This is a genomic window from Symbiopectobacterium purcellii, assembly GCF_019797845.1.
GTDB classification, from domain to species: Bacteria; Pseudomonadota; Gammaproteobacteria; order Enterobacterales; family Enterobacteriaceae; genus Symbiopectobacterium; species Symbiopectobacterium purcellii.
In genome coordinates, this window is the sequence record NZ_CP081864.1 from 316,413 (window position 1) to 333,589 (window position 17,177).

The following is a 17,177-nucleotide window of genomic DNA, read 5'->3' on the forward strand; positions in this document are numbered from 1 at the left end:
CATCATGGTATTAGAACAGTAATGCTAAGAAAAAAGCCACTGGGTTCAGTGGCTTTTGCTGGCAACGAGAATCAGTCCAGAATGATATGCGGGTAAAAGCGTGACAGATCCTGAGTGATTAGTTCGCGATCTTCGCGCAGACCAATGCCGCACGGCTGATCGTTGACCAACCAACTGCCGATCACCGTATGACTGTCGCCAAAGGTTGGCAGCGGGTGATATTGCTGAACGATCTTGCCTTCTTCGCCGTAAGGGCCGTCAACAGAGGCGATCTGCTGGCCATTTTTCACGATCTGAATATTGGCACCTTCACGTGAGAACAGCTGTTTGACCACGTAACTGTCGAGTGGCGGATGATCGTCATCGGCAAAATAGGCGGGCAGCAGGTTGGGGTGGTTGGGGAACATTTCCCACAGCATCGGCAGCAGCGCTTTGTTGGAGATAATGCTTTTCCAGGCCGGTTCTAACCAACGCACGCCCGCATCTTCCAACTTGGTGGAAAATATTTCGCGCAGCATGAATTCCCACGGGTAGAGCTTGAACAGGTTGCCGATCACCTGATTTTGCATATCGGTGAACTGGCCTTTTTCACCCAGCCCAATCTCTTCCATAAAGAGAAATTCTGTGGGCAGACCCGCTTCCAACGCGCAATCCTGAAGGTATTGCACCGTGCCGCGATCTTCTTCGGTGTCCTGACAGCACGCCATATGCAGCAGACCGAAGCCATGATTGAGGCGCAGTTCTTCAAACCGGGCGATCAGCGCTTCCTGAATGCTGTTGTACTGATCGGCATTCTGCGGCAGCTTACCCGCCTCTTTCTGATCTTCCAGCCACAACCATTGAAAAAAGGCCGCTTCATACAGCGATGTCGGCGTATCGGCATTGTTTTCCAACAGCTTGGCCGGGCCTTTTCCGTCATAGGCCAGATCGAGGCGCGAGTAGAGCGAGGGCTGCTGGCTGCGCCAGCAGCTTCTGACAAATTCCCAGGTATGCTTGGGGATGCAGAATTTGGTGAGCAACGCATCGCTGCTGACCACCTTTTCGACCACTTGCAAACACATCTGGTGCAGTTCGGCGGTTGCTGCTTCCAACTCTTCAATCTGCGCCAACGTGAACTGATAGTAAGCATTTTCACACCAGTAGGGCTCGCCGTACATGGTGTGAAAGTTGAAACCAAACTCTGTCGCCTTTTCACGCCAATCCGGGCGTTCGGCAATATCAACGCGCTTCATGCTTATGTCCCTTAGCCACCCATACTGCGAGAAGAGGAGCTGGAACCGGTGCTGGCGCTGCTACGTTGCATCGTGGTCTGCTTGGCGACACTTTCGCCAAAACCACCGCGGGTGATGGTGTTAGTGGTGGCAGGCTTAGGAGCCAGCGCGGTTTTGGGAACCGTGACGCTACGACCGGAAGTGGCAGCCCCGTAGCTTTTACCACTGGCGTCAACGAACTGGCCGTTCGCCGGGCTTGCCGGAGAGCGGGAAGAGAACAGCGGCTGCTGGGCAAAACCTGCGCCACCGCCCATCATGCGGCCCATCATGTAACCGGCCATCAGCGGCATCCAGGAACTGCTGGTCTGTGTTGGCTGAGCGGCGGTGCCTGCCTGCGCAGGGACTGGCGTACATTGTGCTTCGCCAAATTCTGCTACGCAGTCTTCTTTGCTGGCATATTTCGGTGCAGTTTTTTCGGCTTCTTTCAGCGCGTTGTTGTACGCCGTGGTGCATTGCGCGCTCATGGACGGGTTCGCTGCTGAGCAGTCATCCGCATTTTGATACATCGACACGGTTTCGTCAGTCTGCTCGCAACCGGCCAGAATAAACGCGGCGCTGATCGCCAGTGCGACCTGTGCCAGACGATAAGTGCGCCACCCTTTTCGGAAAGCGTCCTTCTGTATGTTTTCTGTACGTTTCATATGGTTATCCCAGAGGGCAAGGCGTCAATGCCAAAGGTATATACCCGTCATACTTCAAGTTGCAGGTGCGTTGGCTGCTCTCGTTCACCCGAATCACTTACCTAAGTAAGCTCACCGGGATTGATGAACCTCATCCCTGAGGTTCACCCTACGGGTCAGCGCAAGCGCTGTTCAAATTTGTTCCAGACAAATTTGTCTCTCCCTTGCCGCCTTCCTGCAACTCGAATTATTTAGGGTATAGCAAGTGTGCATTAGCATAGGGGATGGCTGGCTGAATTTAAAGCACTACGCCTGTCAGAACGCCTGCTCTTTACGTTGCTATACATTTTATTGCGTGCCTGGACGGCTTGGAATAAATCAGCGCCAAACAAAAAGGAGATACACGGGGTATCTCCTTAAGGTCATTAACTGCCTGACGGGGACGACGTCATTAGCTGCGCGGTGCTTTCGGCTCCGGCGCACTGTTGTCAGTAAAGACCGGTGACGTGGAAACGTCCTGGCCTAACGCGCCGTTCAGCGCCTGCAAGTCGTTTTCATTCAAGGTGCCCAACGCTGACTTGATGTTCAACTGGTTGATCAGGTAGTCGTAACGCGCGTTAGACAGCTGTTGCTTGGCGTTAAACAACGTGGTGGTGGCATCCAACACGTCGACAATGGTACGTGTACCGACCTGATAGCCTGCTTCCATCGCATCCAGAGAGCTTTGCGCTGACACTTCGGCCTGCTTGTAAGCGTTGATGCTGCTGATCGAGGCAGAAATATTATTAAACGAGGAACGCACGGTCTGCACCACGGAACGGTGTGCGCTTTCCAGTAGCTCGCTGGAACTGACGAAGCTGTGTTGCGCCTGTTTCACGCGTGAACTGGTGGCACCACCGCTGTAGAGCGGCACGGTTAATGACAGGCCAATTTTGTTTTGGCCGGCATCAAGATCTCTCGAGGTATTATTGGAACCGGTGTTACGCGTGTTGCTGACGCCGGAGGACGCCGTCAGATCTAACGTTGGCATATGGCCGGTTTCCGCTGAGCGAATCTGCTCACGCGCCAGATCCTGACTCAAGCGGGCGGACAGCAGGCTCAGGTTATGGCTTTCCGCATCTTTCAGTAAGGTAGCGATCGCCCCCGGTTTCTCGGTGGAGAAACGGGTGATGTTCAGCCCCGCCAGTTGCGGATAGAAGTTGCCGCTGACCTGACGCAGATTTTCCAGCGCGTTATCCAGCGTGTTGCGTGCAGAGACTTCATTGGCCAATACGCTGTCGTATTGGGCGCGGGCGTTCTGTACGTCAGTGATAGCCACCAAGCCGACATTAAAGCGCTGGGTGGTTTGATCGAGCTGGCGATAAATGGCCTGTTTCTGGGCGTTAACGTAGGAGAGCGCATCAATGGCGCGCAGCACGTTGAAATAAGCGGTGGCCGTATCCAGGATCAACGACTGTTGTGCCGTCTGGTAGGTCACGTCTTGAATGCCTGCCTGCTTTTCTTGCAGCGTCAGGGCGCGCCATTTCGACATATCAAACAGGGTCTGGGTCAACTGCAAAGCACCGCTGGTAACGTTGCTGTTAACGCCATTGCTATCGCGAAAACCTTTGGTGTAACCGTAGTCAGCACCGAGTCCGAGTTGTGGCAACAGGGGGCTGCGCGCCTCGTTGATTTTCTCGAAAGCCGCATCACGGGTGGCAGCCGAGCTGCGCAAATCCGGGTTGGTGGTTTTTGCTTGTTGATAGACCTGTAACAGATTTTCCGCGTGACCCACGGCGCTAAAGCCGCTCAGGCTCAGACCAATAAGAAGAGGGAGCAATTTCTTCATGTGCATTCCTTGTTGTGCAGCTAAGGCAACGATGTAGCGGAGATAGCGCTGTCAAAAAACGAATCCGGCAGATTCTATCAGAATGTGCCAATAGGATAAGTTGGCTGAACGTGCCATCTTCCCCCTGACCGACCCCATTAGGGGGTTTAATTTGCTCTCAGGCCCTAACGTTTGGTCAAATAGGTGTTGTACTAATCCAATTTATCACAAAGCATCGCAAGTATGATGTCCATCTTGATACATGAGACACGTCCACGTACCTGCGGTTGCTCGCAAGGAGTTGAGGTATGGCTGTGTCTGTGTCCCATCCGGCGACTTTTCATAAAGACGATGTAGAAATTATTGCACGGGAGTCGTTATACGAGGGTTTTTTTTCGCTGGAGCGCTACCGTTTTCGTCATCGGTTGTTTAACGGTGAGATGAGCGGCGAAGTCAGCCGGGAAATTTTGGAGCGTGGTCATGCAGTTGTGTTGCTGCCCTACGATCCGGTACGGGACGAGGTGGTGCTGATTGAACAGATCCGCATTGCCGCTTATGACACCAGCCCGAGCCCGTGGCTGTTTGAACTGGTGGCGGGCATGATTGAGCCGGGTGAGTCTCTGGAAGCAGTGGCGCGACGGGAAGCGCAGGAAGAAGCCGGTCTTAACGTCGGGCGCTGTAAACCGATTATCGGCTATCTGGCGAGCCCGGGAGGCACCAGTGAGCGTCTGGCGGTGATGGTGGGCGAAGTCGATTCCCGTGCCGCACAGGGCATCCACGGTCTGGCTGAAGAGAATGAAGACATTCGGGTGCATGTTGTCAGCCGCGAACAGAGCTATGCCTGGGTGGAGAGTGGAATTATTGATAACGCAGCATCTGTCATTGCGCTGCAATGGTTGGCGTTGCACCATACGCAATTGAGACTGGCGTGGACGGAGTAAGCTGATGAAACGCTACACCCCGGATTTTCCGGCCATGATGCGGCTGTGCGAAATGAATTTCGCACAATTACGCCGTTTATTGCCGCGAAAGGATGAAGTCGGAGAAAGTGCGGTTTATCATGTAAATAATGCAAGCTATCGCTTAACGATAGTGGAATCCACGCGTTATACCTCATTGGTTGAAATCCAGCAGATTGCGCCCGCCGTCAGCTATTGGAGCCTGCCAACGTTGAGCGTGCGGCTTTACCACGACGCGCTGGTTGCGGAAGTGTGTGCCAGTCAGCAGATCTACCGTTTTAAAGCACGTTATGATTACCCGAATAAAAAATTACATCAACGTGATGAAAAGCATCAAATTAATCAGTTTCTTGCTGATTGGCTAAGGTACTGCCTGGCGTATGGTTTTACATCGGCACCGTTAAATGCCGATTCCAGTTTGTTAGACAGATTTCAGTAACCAAGGATACTATTTTTTGGAAAGTCTGCTGAAAGTTCCTGTGGCGAGTGGGGCCAGAATCAGGATTTTACAAATAACCGATACCCACTTGTTTGCTGGCGAGCACGAGACACTGCTCGGCGTGAACACATACCGTAGTTACCATGCCGTGCTGTCTGCCATTCAGGCGCAGGGGCAGGATGTTGACCTTATTGTGGCAACGGGAGATCTTGCTCAGGACCATTCGCAGGAGGCCTACCATCACTTCACGCGTGGCATTGCGCAGCTACCCGCGCCTTGCGTGTGGCTGCCGGGAAACCATGATTTCCAGCCTGCGATGGTGGATGTACTGGCACAGGCCGGTATTGCGCCTTCCAAGCACGTGCTGTTGGGCGATGCCTGGCAGATTATTTTGTTAGACAGCCAGGTATTTGGCGTGCCGCACGGTGAGTTGAGTGAATATCAACTCGAGTGGTTGGAGCGCAGCCTGCTACGCTTTCCAGAGCGTCATACGCTGTTGCTGTTACATCACCATCCGCTGGCTTCAGGTTGTACCTGGCTCGATCAGCACAGCCTGCGTAACGCGCACCATTTGGATGCGGTGCTGGCGCGTTATTCGCAGGTGAAAAATGTGCTGTGCGGCCATATTCATCAGGAGCTGGATCTTGACTGGAACGGACGCCGACTGATGGCGACGCCTTCTACCTGTGTGCAGTTCAAACCGCACTGCACCAACTTTACCATTGACGATGTCGGGCCCGGCTGGCGTTATTTGGATCTGTTATCGGACGGTTCGCTCCAGACGCGTGTCTACCGTCTGAACGGCAGCGAGTTTTTGCCTGACATGGATTCGGACGGCTATTAATGCCTACGCTACTCTACCTTCACGGATTCAATAGCACGCCGAAATCGGCCAAAGCGACGGCGCTGGCCGCCTGGCTGGCGCAGCATCACCCCCAGATAGAGATGCTGGTGCCGCAGTTGCCGCCTTATCCGGCGGAGGCGGCCGACCTGTTGGAGTCATTGGTGATGGAGCGCGCAGGGCATCCGATCGGCCTGGTGGGCTCATCGCTGGGTGGCTATTATGCCACCTGGCTGTCGCAATGCTTTACCTTGCCCGCCGTGGTCGTCAATCCGGCGGTGAAACCCTTCGAACTGTTGCTGGGACATCTCGGCGAATATCGTAACCCCTATACAGGGGAAGAATATGTGCTAGAGTCTCGGCATATTTACGACCTGAAAGTGATGCAGATTGAATCACTCGAGGCGCCGGATTTACTGTGGTGTTTGCTCCAGACAGGGGATGAAGTGCGGGATTATCGGCAGGCTGTGGCGTATTACACGGCGTGTCGCCAGACGGTGGAATCGGGCGGGAACCACAGTTTTGTTGGGTTTGAACACCATTTTGACCCTATTGTGCGTTTCCTGGGATTGAGCGACGATTGATCCGTTCTGTACTGCACTGTCCTTACTGATACGGGCAACGACAACGCGCCGTCCGCGGACAGTGTATCCTCTCAGCGCCATTCCGTTTTACACATTTAAACAACGGCTAACGCGAATATGAGTCAATCAAGTTATAACGCTGACGCCATTGAGGTGCTCAGCGGCTTAGAACCGGTGCGCCGCCGTCCGGGGATGTACACCGATACCACTCGCCCTAACCATTTGGGGCAGGAAGTGATTGATAACAGCGTCGATGAAGCGCTGGCGGGCCATGCGCGCCGTGTCGATGTGATCCTGCATGAAGATCAGTCACTTGAAGTGATTGACGATGGCCGTGGCATGCCGGTGGATATCCACCCGGAAGAAGGGGTGCCGGCTGTTGAGCTGATTCTGTGTCGCCTGCACGCGGGCGGGAAATTCTCCAACAAGAACTACCAGTTCTCCGGTGGTCTGCACGGCGTGGGCATCTCGGTGGTGAACGCGTTATCTTCACGCGTGGAAGTGACCGTGCGCCGCGATGGGCAGGTCTATGATATTGCTTTTGAAAACGGTGAGAAGGTGCAAGCGCTAACGGTGAGCGGCACCTGCGGACGACGCAACACTGGCACCCGCGTGCATTTTTGGCCGGATGCCAGCTTTTTTGACAGCCCGCGTTTTTCTGTCTCTCGCCTGACGCATTTATTGAAAGCCAAGGCGGTGCTGTGCCCCGGCGTGGAAATCACGTTTAAAGACAAGGTCAACAATACTGAACAGCGTTGGTGCTATCAGGATGGTCTGAACGACTACCTGTGTGAAGCGGTTAACGGCCTGCCGACGCTACCGGAAAAACCGTTTATCGGCGCTATTGCTGGCGATACTGAGGCGGTGGATTGGGCGCTGCTATGGTTGCCGGAAGGGGGCGAACTGCTGACCGAAAGTTACGTCAACCTGATCCCGACGGTACAAGGCGGAACGCACGTTAACGGCCTGCGTCAGGGCTTGCTCGATGCCATGCGTGAGTTTTGCGAATTCCGCAATATTCTGCCGCGCGGCGTGAAACTCAGCGCTGAAGATATCTGGGAACGCTGTGCCTACGTGCTGTCGGTGAAGATGCAAGACCCGCAGTTTGCCGGGCAGACCAAAGAGCGCCTTTCTTCGCGTCAGTGCGCCGCGTTTGTGTCTGGCGTGGTGAAGGATGCGTTTAGCCTGTGGCTGAACCAGAACGTGCAAGCGGCTGAAATGCTGGCCGAATTAGCCATTTCCAGCGCCCAGCGCCGCATGCGCGCGGCCAAAAAAGTGGTGCGTAAAAAATTGACCAGCGGCCCGGCGTTACCGGGGAAACTGGCAGACTGCACCTCACAGGATTTGAATAAAACTGAACTGTTCCTGGTGGAAGGGGATTCTGCAGGCGGCTCCGCCAAGCAGGCGCGTGAGCGTGAGTTTCAGGCCATCATGCCGCTCAAGGGCAAGATCCTCAATACGTGGGAAGTCTCGTCTGATGAAGTGTTGGCGTCACAGGAAGTGCATGACATCTCTGTCGCGATCGGTATGGATCCAGACAGCGACGATCTTAGCCAGTTGCGCTACGGCAAGATCTGTATTCTGGCGGATGCTGACTCGGACGGTTTGCACATCGCCACGCTGCTGTGTGCGCTATTTGTGCGCCATTTCCGCCCGTTGGTCGCGGGCGGCCATGTGTATGTCGCCATGCCGCCGCTCTACCGTATCGATCTGGGCAAAGAGGTGTTCTACGCGCTGGATGAAGAAGAAAAAGCCGGCGTACTTGAGCAACTGAAGCGCAAGAAGGGCAAACCTAACGTTCAGCGCTTTAAAGGGCTGGGCGAGATGAACCCGCTACAATTGCGTGAAACCACGCTTGATCCCAATACACGCCGTCTGGTGCAGCTCACCATCAGTGAAGATAATGTGACCGAAACGCTGGCGATGATGGATATGCTGCTGGCGAAGAAACGCTCGGAAGATCGCCGCAACTGGCTGCAAGAGAAGGGCGATCGGGCGGATATTGAGGTGTGATGCGGCTAGCGCGCAATCTTGTATAAACAGAACCGCTCCAGCGCATGACCTGCCGGTATTTTGGGATAACTAAAGTCTTCACCGGTATTGGTCATGCCTGCCTTTATCATCACGCGCTGTGAAGCCATATGTTGCAGTGGGGTATAGGCGTAGACCTCTGGGGCGTCGAGCTCCTCAAAGGCATAGCGAATGGCGCGTTTTGCCCCTTCCGTGGCATAACCGTTTCCCCAGTGCCGCGCTTGTAAGCGCCAGCCCGCTTCGATAAGCGGCGCATGAGGAATTCCGCTCTATTCCTGCTGTTTATGCAGACCAACAAAGCCGATGAATTCGCCGCTTGATTTCAACTCTACGGCCCAGAAGCCCCAGCCTTTGTTGGCAATATGTCTGCTGATACGGCCGGCCTGCGCATCGCTTTCTTCGCGTGTCATCAGCGCAGGGAAATAGCGCATTACCGTCGGGTCGGCATTCAATTGTGCAAAAATGGGGTAATCTTCATCGCGCCATTGGCGCAGAATCAATCTTTCCGTCTCGATCATAGCGATTTTTCTCCTTATTCACGCTAAAGACTAACAAATCAATCTGAAAGACGCTGACAGCCTTCATGGCTTCACAGTAGAGTAAGTGAGCATCTTAATCCTTGACGACTGTGTAACATTATGAAAAACAATCACGAAAAAGACTCGGGTGGCACAGAAAAACTTGACGGCGGTGCGCGCCGTGTACGGCTGGAAGATATCGCCGCGCGCTGTGGTACGTCGTTAAGCACGGTGTCCCGTGCGCTGAGCGGTGAAAAAGGGGTGAGCCAGGCGCTACGCGCGCAGATACTGGAAGTGGCGCGGGCGGTGCGCTACAGCCCCGCCGTGGAAATGGGGGGCTCCCGTATCGGTGCTGGCCGTCTCTCAGGTTGCGATGCTGGATTATCACCGTTATCAATTCAGTTGGTATGTGCTGCAAGGGCTGAAAGAGCGCGCCAAAGTGCTGGGGCTGGATCTGGTGACCCATCCACTTTCTGACAAGGGCACGCAGGCGCTGACCGATCTGCTCAATCAGGAGGATATCGGTGGCATGCTGGCACTCACCGTCGACGATCCGGCGATTTTAGACGTTGTGGTAAACCTGAAAAAACCTGCGGTGCTGGTAAACAGCGAAGATCCGCTGATGCGACTCTCCAGCGTGATGCCGTGTAACCGCTCGGCCACCCGGATGGCGGCTGACTATCTGGTGTCGCACGGGCATCGCGATATCCTGTTTTTGATCCATCCCGGCCGACGAACCATTGAACAACGGCATGAGGGCTGGCAGGAGTCGATGCGTTATTTTCAGCTGCCCTGCTCTGAACAGCAGGTGATCAGCGTGACCGATTGGCTTCCCGAACTGGCTGAGCAGGCGGTGGTAGCGTGGTTTCGCGAAAAAAAACGTACCTGTACCGCGATCCTGTGTGCCAATGACTCTTTGGCGTTAGGGGCGATTAACGGGTTACAGCGCTTAGGTTTGGATGTGCCAGGGGATATCTCGGTGGTGGGGATGAACGATTTGCCGCAGGCCGAATTTGCATCGCCGCCGCTGACCACCGTGCACTTGCCGGTGCAGGAAATCGGCGTTATTGCGCTGGAGTTGTTGCAGGACATCATCGTCGGCAATGTGACGATCCCCCGGCGTATAGAACTGGCGTGCGCCATGGTCGAGCGTCAGTCTGTGGCGGCGTTAAACGCATCATGAGGGCTAATGCCCCCATGATGCGGTGCTGCGCGTGTTACGCGGTTATTTGAATTTCGCTCGTTCCATATTGGGGATCAGCAGCAGGTACATCACACCCCAGGCGACCAGATAGGCCACAGAACTAATGGCGAACAGCGCCCAATAATTGCCTGATGCTTCGAGTACGGCACCGATCACCGTGGAGAAGATCACGCTGCCGATCATGCCAAAGGTGCTGCCGATGCCGACCACCGAACCCACCGCCGCGTTTGGGAACAGGTCGGACACCGATGTCAGCAGGTTTGCTGACCAGCCTTGGTGTGCAGCAGCCGCCAACCCGACGAGGGCAACGGCCAGCCACAGGCTTTCCACCTGCGTCGCGGCAAAAATCGGTATCACCGCGCAGGCGCAAATCAACATAGTGGTTTTGCGCGCTTTCGCCGCGCTGAATCCCATATTCATCAGCTTACCGGGTAACCAGCCTGCGCCCAGACTACCGCCAATGGCAAACAGATAGATCATGATCAACGGCACACCCAACCCGGCCATATTGATATCGCGGGTTTCGTTCAGCCATTTGGGCAGCCAGAACAGGAAGAACCACCAGATGGGATCGGTCAGCATCTTGCCTAGCGCAAAGGCCCAGAGTTGACGGTAGCGCAGCAGATGCGTCCATTTGATGGATTCCACGCTAACGTGCTCTTCTTTGTCCTGACGGATCCAGGCCAGCTCTTCGGCAGAGGCTTTATCTTGCGGTTTGCCAAACAGGAAAAACCACGGAATAAGCCAGACAAAGCCCACCGCGCCAAGAATCAGAAACGCCCCGTGCCAGCCGTAATGGATGGCGATAAACGGAATCAAGGCGGGAGAGACTACCACGCCAAGGTTAACCGCGACGCCCAGAATCCCTGTCGCCAGCGTGCGCTCTTTCTTGGGATGCCAGTCGGCGATGACTTTCATCGCTGCCGGGAAGTTGGCCGATTCCCCCAGTCCAAGGATGACGCGCACAATAGCAAAACCGACCACGGTGCCGACCGCCGCGTGCAACATGGCAGCGGCGCTCCAGACTACCATCGCCACGGCGTAGCTGATCTTGGTACCAAATTTGTCAATGACGCGGCCGCAAATCAGGGTGCCTGCGCCGTAGGCAATGGTGAAGGCGTTGACCAGCCAACTGTACTCCATCTGCGTCCAGCCGATATCTTTTTGCAGCATCGGCGCCAGCAACCCGAGCAGTTGGCGGTCCATGTAGTTCACCGTGGTGGCGAACACTAGCATCGAGCAGATAGTCCAGCGATAGCGGCCCTTGGGGGGGCACTGGCGGTGGTTTGGCTGTCGCCGTGAGGGACAGCAGCTTCTTTTTGGCTAACTTGAGTGTCCATAGTGATTCTCCAGCTCAGGCCAGTGGCCTGAGCGGTTGATGGTTAGGGTAGAGTGGTGTTGCGTGATGAAAAGGGCTAGAGCGTCAGCTCGCCGTGCGTACCGGCCACGCTCCAGGCATCGGGGTCAAGAGCGCGCCCTTGCGCTTCCACGCGGCCATCCGGCAGAAAGCGCACCTCACCGTAGACCGGATCGAGGACGCGCAGGGTGCCATCGGCCTCGTGGTGCACGGTGAGATCGGCGAACGTCTGCGTAAAGTAGTCCAGCGACTGAATGTCTGCGGTGTCATTCAGGCGCACCAGCCAGGTGGTTGTTTGGCCGTGCTGCTGCACTTCACAGTGGCGTGTCGGGCCGGTTTCCACGATGTGGAAAGGCTGAGAGCCGAATAACAGCGCCATGCCCGTGCCGCTTTGCAGCGCGATACGCTCGGGGCTGATACGCACATCGCTAAAGATGTGCTGCGGCAGCCAGGCGTGGGTAAACGTCGGCTGTCCTTCGTGGGTGGTGAAGGTCAGCACTGCAAGTCCACGATACTGCTGGACGCGCGGCAGCGTACCGCAACCGCCCCAGTAGGACGGTCTGCCAAATCCGCCGTGTAGGGCTTCGCCAGGGTGGTTGATCCACACCTGCGCTTCAGGAATATCACCAAGGCGCAGATGCAACGGTGTCTCCTGATATCCCCACTCGCCCCAGCGATAACCGGCAATGGAGCCCATCGCCACATGACGAGTTTTGTAGTGATACAGCTTAGCGATGCGGTTGGCCCCTTGGGCAAAGCACCACTCTTGTGCCGTCGGTTTCTGCCACACCGCAATCTCGGCCAGTGCAGGATCGAGGGTTAAACCGTGGTCGCGCAGCAGTAGCGCCAACTGTGGTAAGGCGTGGAAACGGCAACCGTAGTTGCCTTTGCCCCACAGCAGGCGGGAGATTGCGGCCAGCTCCAATGAGCGTCCAGCACGCAGTGTGTGTTCGTAAGAGCGCCCCTGAGAGGCGGTCAGCATACCTTGATGACAGGAGCGAGCGATTTGCTCAACCAACCGCTGGATGGCGCGGCAGCTGCGTGCGGCAATATCGGCGTCGGGAGAGAGCGCGGCCAACGCGGTCAGTCCTTTCAAATCCACGGGGAAATAGGGCGCTGAGTTCCACTCGGCCATCTCGCAGGATTCAAAATGGGTGAGCCAATCGAGCACGCGCTGCTTGCCGGCGGCAGCCTGCTGGCTCCCGCTGCGGTTGCTACGCACAAAGGTGGCCTGTGGGAAAAAGCTGCCTGCCAGATAGGCGGCCGTGTGAAACAGTAGCGCATGGTTTTCCGAGAAGTACCACTGCACGTCGTTGCCCGGCTCATCCATCCAGTAGCGGAAATGCAGAATGGCGGCATCGATTTTTTCCCGGGTGGCCGGTGCGATGGCATCACCCCAGGCGATGCGGCACCACAGCAGCGGCACCAGCGTGAAATCGGCACAGTCATGACAATCCAGCACGGAAGGCAATACCCCTTCCAGCATGGTGTGCGTTTCCTCATCGGCCATGCCGCAGGCCAGTCTGGCTAACGCTTTAACGCTGCTGTATTCCCCTTGCGTGGCGACCGTGTGCAGCGCTTCGGCAATACGTGCGGCTAAGGTCTCTGGCACAACCTGCTGTGCGGTGGCATGACAAATTTCAACGCCAAGGGTACGGCTTATTGATAACGCTCCGCTGGAGAGCGTTATCACGAAGTTGCGGAAATCCGCCGGGAGCTGTGCCGTATTGGCGATACGCGCTATCTGTTGGCCCGGACGCAATTCGGTTTCCAACTCAATAGGGCTATCCAGCGAAATAAAATCGCCCAGTACGCGACAGGCGATGGTCAGCGGCCGGGTCGCAGGCGCAGGGAAGCAGAGGTTGATATCCCCGTGGCTGTAGGCGGAGTATTCGAAGGACACCCCTTCCAACAGCGCTTCCATTTCCGCCACGCACGATGCGCCAACCGGTGAGGTCAACGCCACATTAACCGGTATGCCCGCTACGTAATCGAGTTGGAAGAAAAAGCGAATATCCCGTTCAGCCAGATCGTCAAACCAGACCCGAACGTCGTTAAGCCCCGATTTCAAGGAAACGGTGACCTCAATGGCGTTTTCCAGGTTGCGCTGGTAGGCGGCACTCCAGGCGACCTCTTCGCCGTTAACCTGCACGATGCCGCCGCCGCAGGTGGTGAAACGCAGGGTCACCTCACCGTCGGTTTCGGCTTCCAACCCGGTTTGCGCCCAGGCACCGATACGGGTGGGACGGAACCAGAAACCAGAAAGGTCTACGCGGTCAGAACCAAACGGGAACCACCATCGCGTCAGTTCGAACGCACCGAACGGCTGTGGTTTCTTCTCCAGATAGCGTTGCTGGAAGTCTACCCGACAAGGGTAGGTATGCGGGATGAAGTTTTTCTTTTTACTCATGAAGAAAAACGGGTCCATGTCACCCTGCATAGGGACATCGGGTACGTCATAACGCTGGCTGACAATATCGGAATAGTGTCAGTAACGAATCGCGTCACCCTGTTGTAAAGCGCGGCGATAAATAGTGTCAGTGTTCATTGATTATTCCCCGGAAACAATGTGTTGCAGGTCATTTATTCCGCAACACGGATGCCTTCACTCAAACACAATATGGCAAGCGACTGCCCGTAGGCGGTGGGTTGCAGCGGAATCTCTTTATAAAAATCAAGCGTGCGCCCCATGCGGGTGCCATACGAGACATTCTGCACCGTGCCTTGCGCATCGATATTCTGGCGTACTGCCTGTAACGCTTTTTTCCCCGCCGCCAGCCAGCGCTCATCACCCAGGCCCAGGCGTGCGCCTTTCAGCAAGCCATAGCCAAAACCGGCGGTAGCGGAAATTTCTTCGTAGCTGTCAGGGTGGTCCAGCAGGGTATGCCAGGCCCCGCTTTCGGCTTGCAGGTCGATCAGCGTGTTCACCTGTGCGTTGAGACACTCCAGCAGATAAAGGCGTACACCGTTATCGATAGGAGCAATCTCCAGCAGATCGAGAATCCCCACGGTGATCCACGCGTTGCCACGCGCCCAGCGGGCTTGCGCAAAATTGCTTTTTTGCGCAAAGCTCCAGCCGTGGTACCACAGCCCGGTTTTCGGGTCATTGAGGTAGCGTGCGTGCAGCAAGAACTGACGTACCGCTTCGTCGACCAGTTCCTGACGGCCTGAAACCGTACCGTAATGCGCGAGGAACAGCACCACCATAAACAGTGTGTCGTCCCATATCTCCATCTGGTTCACACCGTCAGACACCACATGCTGGAAGCCTTGTTCCGGCGTGCGTGGCAGTTTGGTTATCACATCGTTCGCCCAACCGTCCAACACGCGCGCGTAATCATCATTACGGGTGTGTTGCCACAGCAGCGACAGCGGCAGCATCGGCGCGGTGGTATTGACGTTGAGCGGCGGTAAACCCTGTGCGATTTGCTTATCAAACCAGGTGGTGAGGGTAGCCAGCAGATCGTCTCGACGGGTGAATTCCCACAGGCGGAACAGCCCGTACAGGCCCACGCCCTGCGGCCATTCCCAACTGTTGAAAGAGATATAATCTCTCGGCGTACCATCCAGGTTGGGCTCGTGAAAACGGCCTTCGTCTTTCAGGCCGAGAGTGCCTGCTATCAGGGCATCTAACTGTGCGTTCAGTGTGGTGTTGCTGCTCATTGCGTCGGTTTTCCCTTGATGAAAGAGTGCGTCTTGCAAATGGTGTAGCATTTGCGCAAAAGAATGCGCAATACGAAAATTTTTTGCGTTAATGTTTTGTGATTTTGATTAACTTTTTGCCGAGGTGCGTACCGATCAGGTTTTTTTTATTTATTAAAATAACCGGTTATGATGACGTTATCTGAGGCAGAGAAACGGCAGCGAGAAGCGATGAAAGTCACGCTGGAAGAGTTGCAAGCGTTTGTCGTGGTCATCGACAGCGGATCGATTACAGCAGCGGCAGAGCAGTTGGGGCAGACCGCCTCCGGTATCAGTCGTGCGCTGCGCCGGCTGGAAACCAAGCTGGATACCACGCTGTTGCACCACACCACACGCCGTTTGGCGTTATCACAGGAAGGCGAGCGGTTTTTGACGCAGGCACGTGAAGTTATCGCGTCAGTTGAACAGGCAGAAGAGTCGATGGCCGTCGGACGTGAGCAGCCCTGCGGCACGTTGCGCGTCAATGCCGCGTTTCCGTTTATGCAACATGCCATTGTGCCCCTTATTCCCGAATTTCGCCGCATTTATCCGCATATTCAGCTACAACTGAACACCGATGACGTCTTTATTGATTTACTGGAGCAGCATACTGACATTGCGATCCGCATTGGCACCCTGCGGGATTCCAGCATCCATGCCCGTCTGCTGGGCAGCACGCGCACGCGGATCCTGGCCAGCCCTGATTATTTGCAACGCCACGGAGTGCTGCAGACCGTAGAAGCGCTGGATAATCACGTATTATTCGGTTTTACCCATGTGGATGTGCTCAATGTCTGGCCGGTACGTAAAGCCAACGGTGAGTTGTATCGCATCAAACCGGCGCTGGTGGCCTCGAGCGGTGAAACGCTACGCCAGCTGGCGCTGCGCGGGGAGGGGATCGTCCGCTTGTCTGATTTTATGACACAGGACGATCAGAAAAGCGGACGATTAGTGCCGGTGTTGGCGCAACAGACGATTGAAACGCGCATGCCGGTGAACGCGGTTTACTACCGCAATACCAAGCTGACGGCGCGTATCAGCTGTTTTCTCGATTTTCTCAGCGAGAAGATGGCGCAACAGTTGCTGTAGGCCGCGTTCAGGCGAATACGCGGGTCAAATGTTCACGGTACTCAGCCAGATAGCGATCTACTTCCGGCTGCTTGATCACATCATTGCAGATAAAGGTCGGCAGCGGTGACAGGCCGATAAACTGGTTAGCTTTGTGGAACGGCAGGTAAACGCCATCAACCCCGACACCGTGAAAGAACTGGTCGGGATCGGTAAAGGCTTCCAACGGCGCGTTCCAGGTCAGGGACAGCATATAATTCCGCCCTTGCAGCAGACCGCCGGAGCCGTATTTTTTGCTGGCGTCTGAGCGGGTGCGGCCATCGCTGGCATACAGCGAGCCGTGACCGTGAGTAAACACCTCATCGACGTATTTCTTCAGAATCCACGGCACGTCCATCCACCATCCCGGCATTTGATAAATGACGGTGTCTGCCGACAAAAAGCGCTGTACCTCTTCGTCCAGGTTGTAGCCCTGATCGACGTTAGTCACCTGTACGTTATGGCCCTGTTCGCTGAGCAAGGTGGCGGCAAAATCCGCGAGCGTATTGTTCAATTGGCCCTTGGAGTGACCAAAGGATTTGCTGGCGTTGATCAGCAGAATGTTTTGCATGGTGACGATGATCCTGATTGCTTAATGAAAGTAAGGCAGTGTAGTGCGCAGTCTTAAGATAAAAAATGGGTGTAATCGCAAAACACTTTTGACTTTCAGTCAATAAATCAGGGGTTTTGTGTCCTGAGCGTCAGGCAATCGCTAAATAAAAAGGGCAGGAAAACCAACGTATTGGTTTTCCTGCCCT

The 17,177-nt window shown here is 55.3% G+C and carries 15 protein-coding genes and 1 pseudogene; 8 read left to right on the plus strand and 8 right to left on the minus strand.

Annotated elements, in window-relative coordinates; translation table 11 throughout:
• Positions 1-71: 71 nt before the first annotated feature.
• The 3 genes from K6K13_RS01465 to tolC all read right to left on the minus strand — a co-directional run bounded on the left by K6K13_RS01465 (position 72) and on the right by tolC (position 3,719).
• Positions 72-1,232 (minus strand): glutathionylspermidine synthase family protein, encoded by a 1,161-nt coding sequence (locus tag K6K13_RS01465; RefSeq protein WP_222159239.1) that lies wholly within the window; start codon positions 1,230-1,232, stop codon positions 72-74.
• Positions 1,233-1,243: 11 nt separating this feature from the next.
• A complete protein-coding gene (locus tag K6K13_RS01470) occupies positions 1,244-1,912 on the minus strand; it encodes a DUF1190 family protein (RefSeq protein WP_222159240.1) in 669 nt (222 codons plus the stop codon).
• A 430-nt stretch (positions 1,913-2,342) separates the two neighbouring features.
• Positions 2,343-3,719, minus strand: coding sequence for an outer membrane channel protein TolC (gene tolC, locus K6K13_RS01475; RefSeq protein ID WP_222159241.1), 1,377 nt, complete (start codon positions 3,717-3,719; stop codon positions 2,343-2,345).
• A 287-nt stretch (positions 3,720-4,006) separates the two neighbouring features.
• On the opposite strand from tolC, the gene nudF reads away from it, so the two are divergent.
• From nudF to parE, 5 genes are all read left to right on the plus strand, one after another.
• Positions 4,007-4,639: an ADP-ribose diphosphatase gene (gene nudF / locus K6K13_RS01480; protein WP_222159242.1), complete on the plus strand. Its 633-nt coding sequence runs from the start codon at positions 4,007-4,009 to the stop codon at positions 4,637-4,639.
• Between the two features lie 4 nt (positions 4,640-4,643).
• Positions 4,644-5,096 carry a DUF1249 family protein gene (locus K6K13_RS01485; RefSeq protein ID WP_222159243.1) on the plus strand — a complete coding sequence of 151 codons (453 nt, stop codon included), beginning with the start codon at positions 4,644-4,646 and terminating at the stop codon, positions 5,094-5,096.
• A 16-nt stretch (positions 5,097-5,112) separates the two neighbouring features.
• Positions 5,113-5,940 carry a 3',5'-cyclic-AMP phosphodiesterase gene (gene cpdA / locus K6K13_RS01490; RefSeq protein ID WP_222159244.1) on the plus strand — a complete coding sequence of 276 codons (828 nt, stop codon included), beginning with the start codon at positions 5,113-5,115 and terminating at the stop codon, positions 5,938-5,940.
• Positions 5,940-6,521, plus strand: a complete 582-nt coding sequence (gene yqiA, locus K6K13_RS01495) for an esterase YqiA (protein ID WP_222159245.1) — start codon at positions 5,940-5,942, stop codon at positions 6,519-6,521. Before cpdA ends, yqiA begins: the two co-directional genes overlap by 1 nt.
• Before the next feature lie 117 nt (positions 6,522-6,638).
• Positions 6,639-8,534 (plus strand): DNA topoisomerase IV subunit B, encoded by a 1,896-nt coding sequence (gene parE, locus K6K13_RS01500; RefSeq protein ID WP_222159246.1) that lies wholly within the window; start codon positions 6,639-6,641, stop codon positions 8,532-8,534.
• A gap of 5 nt (positions 8,535-8,539) precedes the next feature.
• Here parE and K6K13_RS01505 read toward each other — a convergent pair.
• Positions 8,540-9,070, minus strand: a pseudogene (locus tag K6K13_RS01505) (GNAT family N-acetyltransferase).
• Between the two features lie 120 nt (positions 9,071-9,190).
• On the opposite strand from K6K13_RS01505, the gene K6K13_RS23020 reads away from it, so the two are divergent.
• Positions 9,191-9,547, plus strand: a complete 357-nt coding sequence (locus tag K6K13_RS23020) for a LacI family DNA-binding transcriptional regulator (RefSeq protein ID WP_252120387.1) — start codon at positions 9,191-9,193, stop codon at positions 9,545-9,547.
• Positions 9,444-10,253, plus strand: coding sequence for a LacI family DNA-binding transcriptional regulator (locus K6K13_RS01510; RefSeq protein WP_252120388.1), 810 nt, complete (start codon positions 9,444-9,446; stop codon positions 10,251-10,253). The genes K6K13_RS23020 and K6K13_RS01510 overlap by 104 nt, the downstream gene beginning before the upstream one ends.
• Positions 10,254-10,295: 42 nt before the next feature.
• On the opposite strand, the gene K6K13_RS01515 is transcribed toward K6K13_RS01510, so the two are convergent.
• The 3 genes from K6K13_RS01515 to bglB all read right to left on the minus strand — a co-directional run bounded on the left by K6K13_RS01515 (position 10,296) and on the right by bglB (position 15,294).
• Positions 10,296-11,510, minus strand: coding sequence for an MFS transporter (locus K6K13_RS01515; RefSeq protein ID WP_252120389.1), 1,215 nt, complete (start codon positions 11,508-11,510; stop codon positions 10,296-10,298).
• Between the two features lie 179 nt (positions 11,511-11,689).
• Positions 11,690-14,041 carry a hypothetical protein gene (locus K6K13_RS01520; RefSeq protein ID WP_252120390.1) on the minus strand — a complete coding sequence of 784 codons (2,352 nt, stop codon included), beginning with the start codon at positions 14,039-14,041 and terminating at the stop codon, positions 11,690-11,692.
• Positions 14,042-14,214: 173 nt separating this feature from the next.
• Positions 14,215-15,294 (minus strand): beta-galactosidase BglB, encoded by a 1,080-nt coding sequence (gene bglB / locus K6K13_RS01525; protein ID WP_222159247.1) that lies wholly within the window; start codon positions 15,292-15,294, stop codon positions 14,215-14,217.
• Positions 15,295-15,504: 210 nt separating this feature from the next.
• Between bglB and K6K13_RS01530 the strand changes: the two genes are divergently transcribed.
• Positions 15,505-16,401: a LysR family transcriptional regulator gene (locus K6K13_RS01530; protein WP_222160928.1), complete on the plus strand. Its 897-nt coding sequence runs from the start codon at positions 15,505-15,507 to the stop codon at positions 16,399-16,401.
• A 7-nt stretch (positions 16,402-16,408) separates the two neighbouring features.
• Here the strand turns inward: K6K13_RS01530 and K6K13_RS01535 are convergent, their stop codons facing one another.
• Positions 16,409-16,990 (minus strand): NAD(P)H-dependent oxidoreductase, encoded by a 582-nt coding sequence (locus K6K13_RS01535; protein WP_222159248.1) that lies wholly within the window; start codon positions 16,988-16,990, stop codon positions 16,409-16,411.
• Positions 16,991-17,177: the final 187 nt, after the last annotated feature.